Below are 17,840 nucleotides of genomic sequence, written 5' to 3' on the forward strand. Positions count from 1 at the left end.
CCTCTCTGACGTCAGGCCGCTATGTGAAGGTCTAGACCTGTCACATCAGCACCCTGCAGTAACTCCTCAACGTAGCGCTGCGCAGCTTTCGCCCATGCCATTTTTTCATACGCTTCGGCAATTTGAACACGCACAACCTCAAAAGGCAGAACAGCACCCGGGGCTTTGGCATCAAGCCGGATGATATGCACGCCATAGCGTGTCAGAACCGGCGTTGAGGCAATTTGCCCCTCATCCAGAGATAAAAGCGCCGCTTCGAATTCAGGCACGGTGTCACCGCTGGCAATCTGACCAAGCTGACCACCATCTCCGCGCGACGGGCAATCACTGTTGTCTTTCGCGATACGCGCAAACTGATTGGGAGCTCCCTTCAGAATTTCCAGCGTAGCCTTCGCTTTATTCATTGCCTTGTCAGTGGCTTCGGTATCGTTTGGATCAACTGCAAACAAGATATGTGCCGGCTCGAACAAAGACGGTGCACAAAACCGATCAGGCGCCTTGTCATATGTCGCGCGAAGAACGTCGTCGCTGGCGGCTTCCGGCGTGATCGCGTCTTCCAAGACAGCCCTGATCTGGGCTTCTTCGTCGGTTTCAAACTTGCCTTTCGCAACTTCGCGGGGATCAGGTTTCAAACCCTGATCACGCGCTTTTTGCAACAGCAATTCACGTATCACCAGCGCCCGGGCCGCCTTGCGCCACGCGAGCCCCGGTTTGCCTTGTGGGGCTTCGTGGTTCTGTGCCTCTGCCGCAATATCTGCGGCAGAGATTGGTGTACCATTCACGGCGACATCCGCCATTAAGGGCTTTGCCATTATTTTGACCCCTCTTTACGACGCGACCGTACAATCTGATAACCCGGACGCGTGATATAGCGCAGCGGAACAGACAGCATGTGAACCAGCCGTGTGAACGGAAACAGCAGGAAGATCGTCAGCCCAAGGAACAGGTGTATCTTAAAGATCAGCGCGGCTTCCGAGATATAGCTGGCCGCCTGCCCGTCAAAGGTGAAAATCCCCAAGGCCCAGGCCATAAACGTTGTCATTTCATGACCATCCAGATGCTGAAGCGAGATAAAGATCGTACCGAGCCCAAGAACCAACTGGATCAGCAGAAGCGCAAGGATTGCGATATCTGCAAAGCTCGATGTTTTGCGAATACGCGGATCGGTCCAGCGGCGGTGAAACAGCATCAAGCCACCCACCAGCGCCATAATACCCGCGATCCCACCAGCAACAACGGCCAGTACTTGCTTGAAGCCGTGTCCAATACCCAGCGCATCGAACACCTGAATAGGTGTCAGCAACCCGACAAGGTGACCGAAAAAGATGATCAGAACACCCACATGAAACAGGGTCGAGCCGATCACCAGTTGTTTACGCCGCAGCAATTGTGACGAGGACGTTTTCCAGGTGAACGGATCACGCTCATACCTTGCGATGGACCCCAGGATCAGAACCGTAAGGGCGATGTAGGGATAAATGCCAAACAGAAACTCATGCATATCCTGTCTCCTTATTCTGCCGCCGTGGGCGGCGCGTTACGTGGGGTATCCATCTGGGCAAGCATGTCGCGCACTTGCGGACATCCTGCGTTGGGATCGGGGCCAAAAGTGACCTCACTTTCCTCCCAGACCGCATCAAGCGCTTCCAGATCATTCGGATCATCATCCGGCGTCTCAAGCAGTTCTGCGACAGCTGCTGTATCAACCTTTTCACCGGACAGATGTACCAGCGCTTCCATTGCAACAGCATAGCTGCTTTCACGACGTGTCAGCCGCGTATGAAGCGCCTTCAGGATATGGGCCGTATCTGCCAGTATATCCTTGCCCTCGCTGATTGGGCGCGCAGACAGGAACTCCAGCAAAACAGGCAGATGATCCGGCAATTCAGTGGTGGCAGGTTCAAACCCTGCCGCCCTGTAGGTTTCTACCAGATCAACCATCGCGCCACCCCGGTCACGGCTTTCACCGTGGACATGCTCAAACAGGTTGAGGCTGAGTGTGCGCGAGCGGTCAAACAGCTCCACGTACCGCTCCTGCGCGACGTAGATGTCTGCAGTGGCAATTTCATCCATCAGGCGATCAAGGTCGGCAATCAGATCAGAGGACAGCAAGCCCTCTGACGTCAGGGCCGCCATGATCTCTTGTTTGGCTGATTGCAACTCTTCTGTCGGATAGCTCAGAAGGGCTGACATCGCTTTGTATGTCATAATCATCAGAATGCCTCCGACGGAAGGGTAAGGGTCTTTTTCTTCTTCTTGCCACCAAACAGGCTGCCTTGGCTGATACCCGGTGAACATCCATTGCCATCGGTAAAGCCACAGCCACCGCGAATATCGTAAGCCTCTTCCACGGTTTCGCGGTGTGTGGTCGGGATCACGAACCGGTCTTCGTAGTTCGCGATCGCCATGATTTTGTACATGTCTTCGATCACACGACCCGACATGCCGACACGGGCTGCAACACCTTCGTCGATCACACCGTCCACCGTTTTCGCACGCATATAGGCACGCATGGCAAGCATCCGCTCTAGCGCATGAACCACAGGTTCCTCGTCACCTGCTGTCAGCATGTTGGCAAGGTAACGAACCGGAATGCGCAGAGAGCGGACATCCGGCATATCACCGTCATGGCCAATTTGCCCTGCTTCAGCAGCGTTCTGAATTGGTGAAAGCGGCGGAATATACCAGACCATTGGCAAGGTGCGGTACTCCGGGTGCAGTGGGAAAGCGATCTTCCAGTCCATCGCCATCTTGTAGACTGGTGAAACCTTAGCGCTTTCAATCCAGTCGCCAGGAATACCCTGCTCCAGCGCCATGCGCTGAACTTCGGGATCATGCGGATCAAGGAACATATCAAGCTGCGCCTGATAAAGGTCCTTGTCATTTGGCGTATTGGCCGCTTCTTCGATCTTGTCGGCGTCATAAAGCAGAACACCCAGATAGCGGATGCGACCGACACAGGTTTCCGAACAGACAGTCGGATTGCCACTTTCGATCCGCGGATAGCAGAAGGTGCATTTTTCCGATTTTCCAGTGTCCCAGTTGTAGTAAATCTTCTTGTAAGGACAGCCCGACACACACATCCGCCAGCCACGGCATTTTTCCTGATCAATCAGAACAATGCCGTCTTCTTCGCGCTTGTAGATCGCGCCCGATGGGCAGGATGCCGCGCAAGCCGGGTTGATGCAGTGCTCACAAAGCCGTGGCAGATACATCATGAAGGTGTTTTCATACTCGCCGTAGATTTCTTTCTGAATACCCTCAAAGTTCGTGTCAGCAGACCGCTTGGAGAATTCACCACCAAGAATTTCTTCCCAGTTCGGTCCCCATTCAATCTTTTCCATCCGCTCGCCGGTGATCTTTGATCTTGGGCGTGCCGTTGGAAAGGCCGTCATTTCCGGGGCTGATTTCAAATGGTCATAGTCGAAATCAAACGGCTCGTAGTAGTCGTCGATTTCCGGCAAGTCCGGGTTGGCGAAAATATTCGCCAGAATCCGCCATTTTGACCCCTGCTTGGGTTGCAGTTTGCCGCGTTTTGTCCGCTCCCAGCCGCCATTCCATTTGTTCTGGTCTTCCCAGTTTTTTGGATAGCCAATACCGGGTTTGGTTTCGACGTTATTGAACCAGGCGTATTCAACGCCATCGCGGCTCGTCCAGACGTTTTTACAAGTGACCGAGCAGGTATGACACCCGATGCATTTGTCCAGGTTCAGAACCATTCCGATTTGTGCACGAATTCTCATTCTGCTGCCTCCACGTTGGTTGCCGGCGTGTCGAGCCAGTCAACTTTTGTCATCTTGCGAACAATCACAAACTCATCACGGTTGGATCCGACCGTTCCGTAGTAGTTGAACCCGTAAGACTGCTGGGCATAGCCACCAATCATATGTGTAGGTTTCAACGTTGCGCGGGTGACCGAGTTGTGAATACCGCCCCGGTTTCCGGTCCTTTCAGACCCCGGTGTATTCACGATTTTTTCCTGCGCATGATACATGAAGATCGTACCTTCCTTCATGCGCTGGCTGACAACAGCCCGCGCCGTCAAGGCACCGTTTGCATTGTAAACTTCGACCCAGTCATTGTCGACCAGACCAGCAGTCTTCGCATCGACCTCGCTAAGCCAGACAACAGGGCCACCCCGGTTCAATGTTAGCATCAACAGGTTGTCTGAATACGTGCTGTGAATGCCCCATTTCTGGTGCGGGGTGATGAAGTTCAGCACAACATGCGGCTTACCTTCGTCCGTGTTGATTTCAGAGTTGATTGTCTTCATGTCGACAGGAGGACGATAGGCACAGAACCCTTCACCAAAGGCCCGCATCCACAGGTGATCCTGATAAAGCTGCTGACGGCCTGTCAGCGTGCGCCATGGGATCAGCTCGTGCACATTGGTATAGCCGGCGTTGTAGCAAACGCTCTCGCTCTCAATACCGGACCATGTGGGCGAACTGATGATCTTGCGCGGCTGCGCTGCCAGATCGCGGAAGCGGATTTTCTCGTCTTCCTTGGGCAATGCCAGATGCGCGTGTTCGCGACCTGTTGCTTTGGACAGCTCTTCCCACGCTTTTACCGCAACTTCGCCGTTGGTTTCCGGCGCAAGCATCAGGATCATCTCGCAGGCATCAATAGCCGTTTCAAGAACAGGCATCCCTTTCGAGATTCCTTCGTCCAGCACAACGCCGTTCAGGTCACGCAGATGCTGCACTTCGGGCTCGGTGTTCCAGGTGATGCCCTTGCCGCCATTCCCGAGCTTGTCGAGAAGTGGGCCGATTGCTGTGAACTTTTTGTAAAGGTTCGGGTAATCCCGTTCGACCGCAATATAGTTTGGAGCGGTCTTACCGGGGATCAGATCACATTCGCCTTTCTTCCAATCCAACACCTGATCCTGCGCAATCTCTGCAGGTGTGTCATGCAGAATTGGCAGTGCCACGATATCGGTTTCAGTCCCCAGAATTTCCGGGGCGACTTCTGAAAACTTCTTGGCAATCGTCTTGAAGATATCCCAGTCCGACCGGCTTTCGTACGCCGGATCAACCGCAGCTTGCAGCGGGTGAATGAACGGGTGCATGTCTGATGTGTTCAGATCATTCTTTTCGTACCAGCTGGCCGTTGGCAAAACGATGTCCGAGTAGACACAGGTCGTGCTCATGCGGAAGTCGATTGTTACAAGAAGGTCGAGTTTGCCTTTCGGCGCGTCTTCATGCCACTTCGCCTCTTTCGGCATCACGCCGCCTTCTTCGCCGAGGTCCTTGCCCAACACACCGTGTTGGGTGCCTAGAAGATGCTTGAGGAAATACTCGTGACCTTTGCCGGAAGACCCAAGCAGGTTCGAGCGCCAGACAAACAGGTTACGCGGCCAGTTTTCCGGTGCATCCGGGTCTTCACAGGACATCTGCAAATCGCCAGATTTCAGCTGCTCCGCAACGTATGCCGGAATTTCCTTGCCAGCCTTTTTCGCAGCGTTCGCAACATCCAGAGGATTGGTTTTGAGCTGCGGTGCTGACGGCAACCAGCCCATCCGCTCGGCGCGAATGTTGTAGTCGATCAGGCTGATGTCCCAATCACCCTCAGGTGCGGTGGGTGACAGGATTTCACTTGCCGAGATTTGCTCGTAGCGCCACTGATCCGTGTGCGCATACCAGGCGCTGGTTGAATTCATGTGCCGCGGCGGCCGTGACCAATCTAGGGCAAAGGCCAATGGCTGCCAGCCGGTTTGCGGACGCAGTTTTTCCTGCCCCACGTAGTGGCTCCAGCCTCCTCCTGACTGGCCGACACATCCGCACATCACCAACATGTTGATGATACCGCGGTAATTCATATCCATGTGATACCAGTGGTTCAGACCGGCACCGAGGATGACCATGGATTTCCCTTTGGTCTTTTCTGCATTGAGCGCGAATTCACGCGCGACTGTTTCGATCTTGTCGGCAGAGACGCCAGTGATCTTTTCAGCCCATGCAGGGGTGTAGGGAATGTCTTGTGAGTATTTGCTTGCGACCCAATCCCCGCCAAGACCACGATCAAGACCGTAGTTTGCGCAGAACAGGTCAAACACGGTCGCAACAAGGATTTCCTTCTTGCCGGACTTGATGCGCTTAACCGGAAGGTTCTTTGTCAGAACATCCGGATGTTCGCATTTCACGAAGTTCTCGGATGCTTCACCACCGAAATATGGGAAATCAACGCCCATAATATCGTCATGGTCTTCGTCCAGAATGAACGACATTTTCAGATCGGTGTCTTTTCCCTTGGCGCGTTCTTCAAGGTTCCATTCGCCGTCTTCGCCCCAACGGTAGCCAACGGTGCCATTGGGTGAAACCAGACCACCTGATTTTTCATCCCAGGCAACGGTTTTCCATTCGGGGTTATTCTTTTCACCGAGCTTGCCGTGCAGATCGTCGGCACGCAAGAACCGGCCCGGTACAAGTTTGCCGTCTTTTTCGTCGAGCTTCACCAGCATCGGGAAGTCGCTGTATTTACGGGTGTACTCTTCAAAATACTCGGCTTGCCGGTCAATGTGGAACTCGCGCAGAATGACGTGGCCCATGGCCATCGCCAACGCACTGTCTGTTCCTTGTTTTGGAGCGAGCCAGATGTCGCCAAATTTTGCGGCTTCTGAATAATCCGGACAGATGACAGCGGATTTCGTGCCGCGATAGCGGGCCTCTGTATAGAAGTGCGCGTCAGGTGTTCGGGTTTGCGGAACATTACTGCCCCAGAGCAACAGGAAGCCCGCATTGTACCAATCGGCACTTTCAGGCACGTCAGTCTGCTCACCCCATGTCATCGGGCTGGCAGGTGGAAGATCGCAGTACCAGTCATAAAACGACATGCATACACCACCCAGCAAGCTGAGGTAGCGGCTGCCTGCCGCGTAGCTGACCATCGACATCGCAGGGATCGGAGAGAAGCCAAAGACGCGGTCGGGACCATAGGTTTTAGTGGTATAAGCGTTTGCAGCAGCGATGATTTCGGTTGATTCATCCCATGTCGCGCGCACAAAGCCGCCCTTACCGCGGGTCTGAACATAGCTTGCCCGCAAGACCGGATCTTCCTGCAACGCTTTCCATGCTGCAACCGGGCTCATGGTTTTACGCATTTTACGCCATGCGCGCATCAGCTTGCCGCGTACCAGCGGGTTTTTTACCCGGTTGGCAGAGTAAAGATACCAGCTATAGCTTGCTCCACGGGCGCACCCACGCGGTTCGTGGTTCGGCAGATCGGGCCTTGTGCGCGGATAATCCGTTTGCTGGGTTTCCCAGGTCACGATGCCGGATTTCACATAAATCTTCCATGAACACGAACCGGTGCAGTTCACCCCGTGGGTGGAACGCACGATCTTGTCGTGCCGCCAGCGGTTTCTGTAGGTGTCTTCCCAATCGCGGTTCTCACGCGTGGTCTGGCCGTGGCCATTGGAAAACTTGTCCAGTTCTTTTGACTGAAAGAAGTTCAGGCGGTCGAGCAGATGGCTCATCTTTTCTCTCCTAGCTGCTGCTTACATGCCCCCTGCGACTTGCGCAGGGGGCAGGCTTGTTCTTGGATCAGGGGTTTTTCACGTAGGCGCCTGGGCGCAAGTAAAACCACCAGTTGATCAGGATGCAGACCCCATAGAAAATCGCGAAACCATAGAGCGCGTATTCAGGGGTTGCGGCTTTGATTTGTTCACCAAACACTTTTGGGATGATGAAGGCGCCATAGGCGGCCACAGCGGATGTCCAGCCAAGGACAGGGCCAGCCTGTTCTTTGTTGAAAACCACCGCGATGGTGCGGAAGGTCGACCCGTTGCCAATACCGGTAGCCGCAAACAGGATCAGAAAGAGCACCATGAATGGGAAGAAGTATTGCTCGGGTGTTGCCGAAACATAGGCTTGCTTAAGGAAGTAAGCCACACCCAGTGCCGAAGCCACCATGATGATCGAGATCCATTGTGTAACGCGTGCGCCACCCAGTTTGTCAGCAATCATCCCACCTACAGGACGGATCAAGGCGCCAATGAATGGGCCCATCCAGGCGTACATCAACGCAGATGGCCCGTTCGGGTTGGCAATGTTATGCGTCAGCACACCGTCAACTTCGAGGTGCTGGAAGCCAAAGACAACTTTGATCGCCAGCGCGAAAGTTGCTGCGTAACCGATGAACGACCCAAAGGTCATCGTGTAGATCACGGTCATGGCCCAGGTGTGCTTGTTGCCAAAGATCTTGTACTGACGTGTCAGGTTCTGTCCGACTTGTCCGGGGATCAGTTTCAGCAAAAACACGGTCAGCGCAATAACGATTGGCAACACGATCCATTTGGAAACCATGAAGCCAGAACCGCCCACATTCTCTGGCAACATCAACCAAAGACCAAAGGCTGCTGTTACGAACCCGACAAGCAACATTCCAGAGATCGTACCAAATGCCCCGATTGGGTTTGGTATTTCAGGTGAAACATGTTCGTCCCGGATGTTGTTCATGCCAAACCAGCCAAGGAAGGCCAGTGGAACAAGCGCAAGCAACCAGACGAAACCAGCGTTCTGGATATACGTCACCGTCCCTGCCGGGATTTTCCCGATCAGGGTTCCGGAGGTGTTCACCAACTCACGACCATCACCACCAAACAGACCGAATGTCATCACCAGTGGGATAACGATCTGCATCGTAGTCACACCAAAGTTGCCAAGACCCGCGTTCATGCCCAGCGCATACCCCTGAATTTTCTTGGGAAAGAAGAACGAGATATTCGACATCGAGGACGCGAAGTTACCGCCACCGATACCGCTAAGAAATGCCAGAGCCTGGAATTTCCAGAGTGGCGTGTTTGGATCCTGAAGCGCGAATCCTGCGCCAATCGCAGGAAGCATCAAAAGTGCTGTCGTAAAGAAGATTGTGTTACGCCCGCCTGCGATGCGGATAAAGAAGGTTGACGGAATACGAAGCGTTGCCCCCGTCAGACCCGCAATAGCGGCCAGGGTGAACAACTGTGATTTTTCGAATGCAAAGCCAAGGTTGATCATCTGAACAGTGATGATCCCCCAGTAAAGCCAGACGGCAAAGCCGCAGAGCAAACTGGGGATGGATATCCAGAGATTGCGGTTTGCAATCGCCTTACCAGTTGATGCCCAATAAGCCTCGTCATCTGGTGTGTAGTTTCTCAGATCTTGTCCCAAGGTCAGATCCTCCGATATTTGGGATTGTAGCGGGCCGTTTCACCGGCCCGCCGATTACTTGAAAATCAAGTGTTAGCGTGTGGAACATCCGACAGATGTGTGTGTTCACGCAGTTCAGGATGTCTTTCGCGATCCATCTTGCGAATAGCGAGATGCATCCAGATCGTACTGACCGCGACGATTATGAACATCAGCATGAAGACAGCTGACCACACGTGGAATACGTCCAGCAGGATGCCGAAAGAGATGGGCAGGATAAAACCGCCGAGCCCCCCGATCATGCCGACAAGACCGCCAACAGCGCCAACGTTATGCGGGAAGTAAACCGGAATGTGTTTGTAAACGGCTGCCTTACCAAGGCTCATGACAAAGCCAAGAACCACTGTCAGGAAGACAAAAACATAAAGTGGAATGCCGAAGCTGAATTCAATGAGCCGCTCAGAGCCGTCTTCGTAGGGAATACCTTCAACCACATAGGTGGTTTCCGGGTAGCTCATGATGAACAACACAACCAGGGACACGATGAATGTCAGATACATAACAAAGCGTGCACCCCAGACATCCGACATCCAGCCTCCAAGCGCCCGGAAAACCGAACCCGGCAGCGAATACATCCCGGCAAACACGCCTGCTGATGTCAAGGCGACGCCATATGCACCGACGTAGTAGCGTGGCAGGAATGAAGCGAACGCAACGAATGCACCGAAAACAAAGAAGTAGTAGGTCGCAAAACGCCAAACCTGAATATCTTTCAGAGGTTCGAGTTGTTTAATCGCTGATACGGGTTTTTCACCTGTTTTCTTTTGGTGAGCCCGCACAGGGTCTTCCTTGGCGAAGATGTAAAAGGCGATTGCCATGATAACGAGAACCACAGCGTAAATACGCGCGGTATCTTCCCATCCAACGGCAACAACCAGAAATGGTGCTGCAAAGTTGGTAACTGCGGCCCCCACGTTACCAGCACCAAAGATGCCGAGTGCCGTTCCCTGACGCTCTGCTTCGAACCAGCGAGAGACATAGGCAATACCGATGATGAATGACCCACCGGCCAGACCAAGCCCCAGCGCGATCATCAGAAAGACAGCGTAAGTCTGAACTGATGCCAACAACCAGACCGAAACCGCCGTAATCAACATTTGAAGCGGCAGCATGATGCGCCCGCCAAACTGGTCGGTCCAGACGCCCAGAAAAATCCGGCTCAACGAACCGGTAAGAACAGGTGTCGCAACCAGCAACCCAAACTGAGTTTCCGTCAGTCCCAGGTCTTGTTTAATTTTCACACCGATGATCGAAAAGATCGTCCAGACCGCAAAACAAACGGTAAACGCCAAAGTACTGAGACCGAGCGCACGATACTGGTTACCACGGGTAACACCCTCGATATTATGCATGTTCCATACCTCCGATATTTTTGCAGCCGACAAGCCATGATAGTCCTTCCATCATGCCGCTTTGAGGGTGCAGTTCCTGGCGCACAACAGCCATTGCGGGGACTGTGCCAAGCCAAACAGAAAAACAGGAAAGGAACGCAAAGCCATCAATGTGGAACGTTCTGATCTGATCCATTCTCGCGTTGAAGAAATTTCGTAAAAGGCTTGTTGCCTTATTTTGGATTTCCATATCCCCATTCCCTTACCAAGAAGACCACCCTTTTTTTGCCATAAGCGCGACACAGGCGGTTCTTCATTGCGGGGAAGATGAGAGGGTTTCGGAATTCGGAAGTTGACCTAGATCAACAAATGGCCTGATGGGTTGTGAAACAAGGTGGTGTTGAGAAAATGTATGTCACACCGGAAATTTTTGTTTATTGTCGAGTTCGTAAATGGAAATATCGGCTTGACAAATTTCGCAATTGTAATTGATTAATGTCAAACCACAGATAGGGGCGACTCAGAAGATGCGACCAGAAGAACAGCCGGTAATTCGGTCATTGCCCTTGTTTCAACAAATGACGGAAGATAATTTCGACCGCCTGATGCGTGGCGCATATGTGCAATCCTTCCCGCCGCAAGTTGAACTCATCACGGAAGGCGACCCCTGCGATTTCCTGCACATTGTTGTCGACGGAGAGGTTGAGCTGGTGGCCACGTGGTGCGGTCGTGAGACGACCATGGGCATCGTGCGCCCCGTCTCGACTTTCATTCTCGCCGCCGCGGTAAAGGACGCGGTGTGCCTGATGTCGGCCCGTACACTTGAAAAGACCCGCCTCGTTCTGCTTCCTGCAATTGATGTGCGTGAAGTCTTCGAAATCGACAACGGGTTTTCCCGCGCAGTTGTGACAGAGCTGGCAGTGGCCTATCGAGGCGTTATTCGTAACACCAAGAACCTGAAGCTACGTAGTTCTTTAGAGCGGCTGGCGAATTATCTTCTCAGCCAAAAGAATCTGGCTGGTGGTGCAAAGTCTTTTGAACTTGTGATGGAAAAAAGGCGGCTTGCGTCCTTGTTAGGTATGACACCAGAAAACCTGTCACGTGCCATAAAGGCGCTGCGCCCCTACGGTGTCAAAGTTGACGGAAACTGTATTGAAATCGTAGATTCCAGCGATCTCGAAAGGTTGGCAAAACCAACGCATTTGATTGATGGCAACGGCATATAGATTAGGATGCACACCTGGGTGCCGTAGGTTATCCTAAATCGCGTCCGGGTTTGTGGTAGCATCACGCCTTATTTCTGAGAACGGCGGAGCTATATCGTGATCGTAAATATTCATGACAAATATCGCCTGACACACGTAATAAACATGCGCGGTGTCTTTACCCCGCTGGGTGTTTCTAGATCGTCAATCGGTGTCAGCAATGCTGTTGCTCATGCTCTCGCAGAGCATTTTGTGATTGACGAGCTTCAGCAAATCGCGAGCCGTAAGATCGCCGAATTCGCAGGGGCCGAGGCGGCAACTGTCACCCACTGCACCGCGTCCGGCGTAACATTATCTGTGGCTGCAGCCATGACCGGAATATCACCTCAACGAATAGCAGCCCTGCCCGACAGCACCGGAATGCAGAGCCGTGTGGTCCTGCCAAAAAGCCACAGCGTGAACTACGGGCACCCGATCGAACAAGCAATCCGGCTGGCCGGGGCGACACCGGTTTTTGCCGGCGCCAAGGATCAGTGCACAGTGACAGAACTCGGGCAAACGGTTGCTCACGAAGACACCTGTTGTCTTTTGTTAGTTTCCTCTCGTCTCGTTTCAGGCGAACCGTTAGATTTCGCAAGCGCGGTGAGCCTCGCTCATAAAAAAGGTATTCCAGTGATAATCGACGGCGCAGCACAGGATATGCGTATCAAAGAGCTGCTTGCCACGAACGCCGATATTGTTCTGGTCAGTGCCCAAAAATACCTTGCAGGCCCAACAGCTGGACTTGTCCTCGGAAGCGCCTCTTTGGTCGCGGCTGTTCGTGCGCAGGAAAAGGGCATAGGGCGTGGAATGAAGGCTTCTAAAGAAGCGATCATTGGCGCACTCGCTGCTTGCGAAGAAAGAAGCGCAGAAGACGCCCCTGCCTGGGCAGAGATGCAGGCGCAAAAACTGCCCGGCTTCATTGAACGCGCAAATGCGTTTCACGGCGTTAACGCGTTTACGGTGCCGGATCAGACTGGCCTGCCGTTTGAGCGCGTGCACCTAAGAATTGATCCCGACACCGCGAAAATGACTGCATCGCAGCTCGTAGCGGCCCTAAAAGAAGGCACACCTTCAATCTGGGTCATGGACCAGCGTGCGGCCGAAGGCGAGATTGCATTTGAACTCGTGCAATCAACGCCTGATGAAATTGAGACTGTGCTGGAACGCTTGTCTGACCTTCTCTCGAAGCAATAATGCCCTTGGCAATGCCAATATGCTCAATCAAATTTGCGCAGGCGCCTTAGCAACGACGACGTATCCCAGCGCCCGCCACCCATTTTCTGAACGTCTTTGTAAAACTGATCGACCAAAGCCGTTACAGGCAGGCTCGCACCATTTTCGTCCGCTGTGCTGAGACAGATGCCCAGATCTTTGCGCATCCAATCAACTGCGAAGCCATGCTCAAAGTGATCGTCCAGCATGGTTTCATAGCGGTTTGACATCTGCCAGCTACCCGCTGCGCCCTGGCTAATCACCTCAACCACAGCGCGCCCATCAAGGCCGGATTTTTCGGCAAAATGAAGCGCTTCGGACAAGCCCTGCACCAACCCTGCAATGGCAATCTGGTTGCACATCTTGGTCATTTGCCCGGCACCGCTGTCACCGATCCGCCGACAAATGCGGGAATAGGCCTGAATGATCGGCTCCGCCCGGTTGTAGGTTTCCTGAACACCGCCGCACATGACGGATAGCACCCCGTTTTCAGCACCGGCCTGCCCACCTGAAACTGGCGCATCGACAAACCCAACGCCCTTATCTTCGGACGCCGCAAAAAGCTCGCGTGTCACCGCGGCCGAAACTGTGGTGTGATCAACAAACACACTCCCCGCTTCCATCCCGGAAAACGCACCGTTTTCGCCAGAGCAAACTGTGCGCAGGTCATCGTCGTTGCCAACGCAGCACATCACGAATTCTGCACCCTTTGCAGCTTCGGCCGGTGTCGCGCCCATTGCGCCGCCATGTTCTTTGACCCATGCCTCGGCCTTTGCTGCAGTTCTGTTAAAGACAGTAACCTCATGCCCCGCAGTCTGAAGATGCCCGGCCATCGGATAGCCCATCACACCAAGTCCCAAAAATGCTACTTTCGCCATTGTATTCCCTTTCTGACAAACGCCATAGGCGTTTGGTTAGTAATTATGAACTAAATCCTGAGGCAGCCCCGGCACCCATTCAAAGTTGGTCTTTTGGAGTCTTCCCTGCAAAAAATGCATCAAGATTATCCAACGCGCGAAAACCCATTGCGTCACGTGTTCTGGTGGTTGCACTACCTATGTGGGGCAGCATGAAAATGTTTTTGTACGCCGCAAAGGCTGGGTTACCACCCGGCTCTACCGCGAAACAATCAAGCCCTACTGCCGAAAGTTTACCGCTTTTCAGAGCTTCAAGAAGTGCCACCTCATCAACCAGAGCACCGCGCGCCGTGTTCACAACAACCGCACCATCTGGCAACAGCGCAAAGCGGTCTGCGTTCATCAAACCTGTCGTCTCCGATGTTGCCGGGCAATGAAGCGATAGAAAATCAGCAACGCTTAGCAGGCCCTCGATCGTTTCGTGAAAGATTGCACCCTGTTCCTTGTCTTCTGACAATCTGGAGCGGTTGTAATAGTGAATCTCCATATCAAAGCCAAGCGCCTTGCGCGCAAAGGCCTGCCCCACACGTCCCATCCCAATAATGCCAAGCCGCGCGCCGGTTGTTTGTTTGCCCACCATGAAAGACGGGCTCCAGAAATCCCAGTTACCGGAACGCACCAGATCGTCACCTTCTACCGCATGGCGCGCAGCTCCCAACATAAGAAGCATCGCGATCTCAGCAGTCGCATCTGACAGGACGTCAGGTGTATTCGTAATCGTGATTCCACGGGCTTTCAGCGCGGGCAGGTCACAATGGTCCACCCCGACAGAGTGGTTGGCGATAATCTTGAGCCGCGGATCAAGACGTGCCGCAACCTCGGCGCTGAAAAGTTCTGAGTGGCAGGGGATGATTGCATCGACCTTCGCGCTCATTCCGACAATATCATCGGCCGAACTTAGCGTATCATCGGTATTGACGATGACATCATAGTCACGCGCGGCACGTTCTAGCGTGGCGTCAGACAGACGACGGGAAATCCAGACAACGGGCTTGGTCATAGCTTACTTTCGGCGCACGCATTCATCCCAGAAATCATAAAGCGCCATACTCAGCACCGCGATCACGATAACAGTGAAAGGCAAGCCACCCCAGAATCCGGCAAAACCGGTGGAAATCGAATGGGCCAGCCCGATGATAAAGGTAAACATCAGTGCGGTCCCGAATAAGCCGACAAATAATTTTGTTCCGTTTGACATGTCTAATTCCTCCGGTTTCAGGCTTCGGCCTTCAATTCATTCAACACCCAATTCGCGGTGCGCAGCAAGCGGTCATCTTCTTCTTTGGCGCCGATGAGTTGAACGCCAATCGGCAGGCCAGTTTCACCGACAAGCAGTGGCATTGTAACACAGGGCAGTCCGGCGAGGTTCCAGATTGTGCAGAAAATCGGGTCCCCGGTGCTGTCGCCAAATTTCGGGGCCTCGCCCGTCGCCGATGGGGCGATGACCGCGTCATAGTCATGGAAAAACTCTTCAAAGAAGGTTTCGGCAGAGTCCATAACCACAAGCGCGTCTTCGTATTCTGACTGACTTATCTTGCGACCACGCTGCACGATTGGTTTCAATGTATCGCTGACCTGATCCCAATGTGTATTCAGTGTCTCAGAAAGATGATGACAGAATTCATACTCGTGAATCGTGTGCTGAACATCGACGAGCGCTGCAAGTTTTTCCGATGTTTTGATCCGTTCCACCTGCCCGCCCAAAGCTTCGGTAACTGCGGCAAACGCCTCGATGGAATCTGATGTCAGCTTGTCGTGATAAGGCATCTCAAGCCAGACGAGTGAAGGCTTCACCGGGGCTTCGGCCTGAACCCCTGCCCCCATATCTGGTCTGGGACGTGGGTAGGACATAGTATCCGAAGGGTCATAACCTTTCACAGCATCGCAAAGCAGTGCCGCGTCTTCAAGCGTTCGGCCAAAGCAACCAACCTGATCCAGCGTAACCGACGTCTGTAGAATGCCGCGGCGTGACACCACCCCACGGGTCGGCTTCAACCCAAAAATACCGCAGTAGGACGCAGGCCGAATGACAGATCCGTTCGTTTGCGTACCAATAGCCAGCGGCACGTTAAAGGCCGCCACCGCTGCTGCGGAACCGCTTGATGACCCCCCCGGCGAATAGTCCGGGTTATGCGGGTTACGTGTTACTGCGGGATGCGCGAAGGCAAGTTCCGTCGTGACCGTCTTTCCAAGGATCACGGCACCCGCATCTGTCAGGCGTTCAACGATTGCCGCATCGTGGGTCGGCCTGCGCCCGGAAAAGATGGGTGTTCCGCGTTCGGTTGGCAGGTCTTTTGTGTCAACGATGTCCTTTAACGCAACCGGCACACCGTGAAGTGCCCCAATGGGCCTGCCTGCCTTTCGAATCCGGTCCATTTCTGCAGCCTGTTTAAGCGCGGCTTCTTCCTCCAAGCTCGCCCAGGCCCTAAGCGTTGGTTCAGTCTCTGAAATTCGCTGCAAGCAGGATTTCACCAGATCGACGGAACTGAGCCGCCCTTCACGTATGTGACGGGCCGCTTCAGTTGCCGACAAAGCATTCGGCGCAGTGCTCATGGAACGTATACACCGAACAGGTAGTCAGGGAACCACAGCGCAATCCCCGGAAACTGGTACATCAGCACCATGCATAGGATCACGATACCCAGGTAAGGGATGATGCCTCGGAAAATTTCCATGAGTTCGATCTGTTTTTTTAGCACGCCCTTCAGATAATAGGCCGACATCGCCATCGGCGGCGTCAGGAACGAGGTTTGCAGATTAAGTGCAACCAGCATCGCAAAGAAGTATGGGTTCACGCCAAAGACTTCGAGCATTGGCAAAAAGATCGGAACAAAGATAATCAGAATTTCAGACCATTCCAGCGGCCAGCCAAGGAAGAAGATGATGAGCTGCGCCATGACCAGGAACTGCCAGGGTTCAAGGTTCATACCAACAACCCAGTCAGAAATCAGGTCATGCCCGCCGAGGTAGGAAAAGACCGAGGCAAACGTCCACGACCCGACAAAAAGCCAGCACACCATCGCGGTGGCCTTCGCGGTCAAAAAGACGCTTTCCTTGACTTTGAGCCACGTCAGAGAGCGGTACAAAAACGCCAGAACCAAACCACCAAGCGCACCCATGGCCGCAGCTTCGGCAGGGGTTGCCAGACCGCCAAGGATTGAACCCAGAACCAGCATGATAAGTACCGTCAGCGGCACAAAGGATATCAACAGATCGAGGTAGATTTTCCTGCGTGGTGGTATATCGTCAAGGTTGGGCTTAGGCGCGATCGCCGGATTGATCCATACGCGGATCATCACATAAACAATATAGAGACCCGCCAATAGAAGCCCCGGAAAAACAGCAGCCGCGTACAGGCGCAGAGGCGAAAGCTCTGCAATTGCGGCGTAAACGATCAGCATAATCGACGGCGGAATCAGAATACCAAGCGTACCCCCAGCGCAAATAACACCCGAAGCAAAGCTTTTGTCGTAGTTTGCTTTTGCCATAGCCGGATAAGCCAGCAGGCCCATCAGCGTGACAACCGCCCCCACAATACCCGAGGCTGTGGAAAAGACCGCGCAAGTCAAAAGCGCAGCAATCGCTAGCGAGCCGGGCAAATTCCGCGCGGCCATATAGAGCGAATAGAATAACCGGTCCACGATATTGGCACGCTCAACCACGTACCCCATGAACAAAAACAGTGGGATCGCGACAAGTGTGTCGTTCTCCATCACCGAATAGGTGTTCTGGTTTAACAGGTAGAAAATGTTGTTGTTGAAAATGTCCGAAAACGTTTCAATTCCACCTTGGTAGTAGGCGTAATAGCCAAAACCCACGCCCATCGCGAGCAGAGTGAAAGCAATTGGAAAACCGAGCAGCACCAGCAGGATAAACAGGCACAGCATCAGGATGGCAACTTCAGGATTTGTCATCTTATTCTCTTTGTCCTAGGGGGCTTTGTCT

Annotated in this window: 15 protein-coding genes; 2 read left to right on the forward strand and 13 right to left on the reverse strand. The window is 53.4% G+C overall.

The genetic code is table 11. The features are described 5' to 3' along the window. Positions 1-11: 11 nt before the first annotated feature. The 8 genes from J4E70_RS06565 to J4E70_RS06600 all read right to left on the reverse strand — a co-directional run bounded on the left by J4E70_RS06565 (position 12) and on the right by J4E70_RS06600 (position 10,769). On the reverse strand, positions 12-812 hold the full coding sequence (locus tag J4E70_RS06565) for a peptidylprolyl isomerase (protein ID WP_213888294.1): 801 nt from the start codon (positions 810-812) through the stop codon (positions 12-14). Beyond that, complete coding sequence (narI, locus tag J4E70_RS06570; RefSeq protein WP_213888295.1) at positions 812-1,501, reverse strand: respiratory nitrate reductase subunit gamma; 690 nt, start codon at positions 1,499-1,501, stop codon at positions 812-814. Before narI ends, J4E70_RS06565 begins: the two co-directional genes overlap by 1 nt. A gap of 11 nt (positions 1,502-1,512) precedes the next feature. Then, entirely contained in the window at positions 1,513-2,214 is a 702-nt protein-coding gene (gene narJ, locus J4E70_RS06575; RefSeq protein ID WP_213888296.1) for a nitrate reductase molybdenum cofactor assembly chaperone, read from the reverse strand. Beyond that, positions 2,214-3,743 carry a nitrate reductase subunit beta gene (gene narH, locus J4E70_RS06580; protein WP_213888297.1) on the reverse strand — a complete coding sequence of 510 codons (1,530 nt, stop codon included), beginning with the start codon at positions 3,741-3,743 and terminating at the stop codon, positions 2,214-2,216. The genes narJ and narH overlap by 1 nt, the downstream gene beginning before the upstream one ends. Next, a complete protein-coding gene (locus J4E70_RS06585; protein ID WP_213888298.1) occupies positions 3,740-7,474 on the reverse strand; it encodes a nitrate reductase subunit alpha in 3,735 nt (1,244 codons plus the stop codon). Before J4E70_RS06585 ends, narH begins: the two co-directional genes overlap by 4 nt. 67 nt (positions 7,475-7,541) lie before the next feature. After that, the gene (locus tag J4E70_RS06590) at positions 7,542-9,149 is read right to left on the reverse strand and encodes an MFS transporter (RefSeq protein WP_213888299.1); all 1,608 of its coding nucleotides are present in this window, start codon (positions 9,147-9,149) and stop codon (positions 7,542-7,544) included. 65 nt (positions 9,150-9,214) lie between these two features. After that, the gene (locus J4E70_RS06595) at positions 9,215-10,540 is read right to left on the reverse strand and encodes an MFS transporter (protein ID WP_213888300.1); all 1,326 of its coding nucleotides are present in this window, start codon (positions 10,538-10,540) and stop codon (positions 9,215-9,217) included. Further along, positions 10,533-10,769, reverse strand: a complete 237-nt coding sequence (locus J4E70_RS06600) for a hypothetical protein (RefSeq protein ID WP_213888301.1) — start codon at positions 10,767-10,769, stop codon at positions 10,533-10,535. Before J4E70_RS06600 ends, J4E70_RS06595 begins: the two co-directional genes overlap by 8 nt. A 277-nt stretch (positions 10,770-11,046) precedes the next feature. Between J4E70_RS06600 and J4E70_RS06605 the strand changes: the two genes are divergently transcribed. Both J4E70_RS06605 and J4E70_RS06610 read left to right on the forward strand, forming a co-directional pair. Beyond that, positions 11,047-11,745 (forward strand): cyclic nucleotide-binding domain-containing protein, encoded by a 699-nt coding sequence (locus J4E70_RS06605; protein WP_213888302.1) that lies wholly within the window; start codon positions 11,047-11,049, stop codon positions 11,743-11,745. A gap of 96 nt (positions 11,746-11,841) precedes the next feature. Then, positions 11,842-12,960, forward strand: a complete 1,119-nt coding sequence (locus J4E70_RS06610; RefSeq protein ID WP_213888303.1) for an aminotransferase class V-fold PLP-dependent enzyme — start codon at positions 11,842-11,844, stop codon at positions 12,958-12,960. Between the two features lie 23 nt (positions 12,961-12,983). Here J4E70_RS06610 and J4E70_RS06615 read toward each other — a convergent pair whose 3' ends face one another. The 5 genes from J4E70_RS06615 to J4E70_RS06635 all read right to left on the reverse strand — a co-directional run bounded on the left by J4E70_RS06615 (position 12,984) and on the right by J4E70_RS06635 (position 17,809). Then, positions 12,984-13,856: an NAD(P)-dependent oxidoreductase gene (locus tag J4E70_RS06615; RefSeq protein WP_213888304.1), complete on the reverse strand. Its 873-nt coding sequence runs from the start codon at positions 13,854-13,856 to the stop codon at positions 12,984-12,986. Between the two features lie 79 nt (positions 13,857-13,935). Further along, entirely contained in the window at positions 13,936-14,895 is a 960-nt protein-coding gene (locus J4E70_RS06620) for a 2-hydroxyacid dehydrogenase (RefSeq protein WP_213888305.1), read from the reverse strand. A 3-nt stretch (positions 14,896-14,898) separates the two neighbouring features. Continuing rightward, positions 14,899-15,093: a hypothetical protein gene (locus tag J4E70_RS06625; protein WP_213888306.1), complete on the reverse strand. Its 195-nt coding sequence runs from the start codon at positions 15,091-15,093 to the stop codon at positions 14,899-14,901. A gap of 17 nt (positions 15,094-15,110) precedes the next feature. Then, on the reverse strand, positions 15,111-16,448 hold the full coding sequence (locus J4E70_RS06630; RefSeq protein WP_213888307.1) for an amidase: 1,338 nt from the start codon (positions 16,446-16,448) through the stop codon (positions 15,111-15,113). Next, on the reverse strand, positions 16,445-17,809 hold the full coding sequence (locus tag J4E70_RS06635) for a TRAP transporter large permease (RefSeq protein ID WP_213888308.1): 1,365 nt from the start codon (positions 17,807-17,809) through the stop codon (positions 16,445-16,447). Before J4E70_RS06635 ends, J4E70_RS06630 begins: the two co-directional genes overlap by 4 nt. Positions 17,810-17,840: the final 31 nt, after the last annotated feature.

Source organism: Pseudohalocynthiibacter aestuariivivens, from assembly GCF_018457175.1.
Classification (GTDB): Bacteria; Pseudomonadota; Alphaproteobacteria; order Rhodobacterales; family Rhodobacteraceae; genus Pseudohalocynthiibacter; species Pseudohalocynthiibacter aestuariivivens.

Bases quoted from the DNA above. Each gene is read 5' to 3' on its own strand.
- J4E70_RS06565 (WP_213888294.1), bottom strand. From the start codon at position 812: ATGGCAAAGCCCTTAATGGCGGATGTCGCCGTGAATGGTACACCAATC.
- narI (WP_213888295.1), bottom strand. From the start codon at position 1,501: ATGCATGAGTTTCTGTTTGGCATTTATCCCTACATCGCCCTTACGGTT.
- narJ (WP_213888296.1), bottom strand. From the start codon at position 2,214: ATGATTATGACATACAAAGCGATGTCAGCCCTTCTGAGCTATCCGACA.
- narH (WP_213888297.1), bottom strand. From the start codon at position 3,743: ATGAGAATTCGTGCACAAATCGGAATGGTTCTGAACCTGGACAAATGC.
- J4E70_RS06585 (WP_213888298.1), bottom strand. From the start codon at position 7,474: ATGAGCCATCTGCTCGACCGCCTGAACTTCTTTCAGTCAAAAGAACTG.
- J4E70_RS06595 (WP_213888300.1), bottom strand. From the start codon at position 10,540: ATGCATAATATCGAGGGTGTTACCCGTGGTAACCAGTATCGTGCGCTC.
- J4E70_RS06600 (WP_213888301.1), bottom strand. From the start codon at position 10,769: ATGGAAATCCAAAATAAGGCAACAAGCCTTTTACGAAATTTCTTCAAC.
- J4E70_RS06605 (WP_213888302.1), top strand. From the start codon at position 11,047: ATGCGACCAGAAGAACAGCCGGTAATTCGGTCATTGCCCTTGTTTCAA.
- J4E70_RS06615 (WP_213888304.1), bottom strand. From the start codon at position 13,856: ATGGCGAAAGTAGCATTTTTGGGACTTGGTGTGATGGGCTATCCGATG.
- J4E70_RS06620 (WP_213888305.1), bottom strand. From the start codon at position 14,895: ATGACCAAGCCCGTTGTCTGGATTTCCCGTCGTCTGTCTGACGCCACG.
- J4E70_RS06625 (WP_213888306.1), bottom strand. From the start codon at position 15,093: ATGTCAAACGGAACAAAATTATTTGTCGGCTTATTCGGGACCGCACTG.
- J4E70_RS06630 (WP_213888307.1), bottom strand. From the start codon at position 16,448: ATGAGCACTGCGCCGAATGCTTTGTCGGCAACTGAAGCGGCCCGTCAC.
- J4E70_RS06635 (WP_213888308.1), bottom strand. From the start codon at position 17,809: ATGACAAATCCTGAAGTTGCCATCCTGATGCTGTGCCTGTTTATCCTG.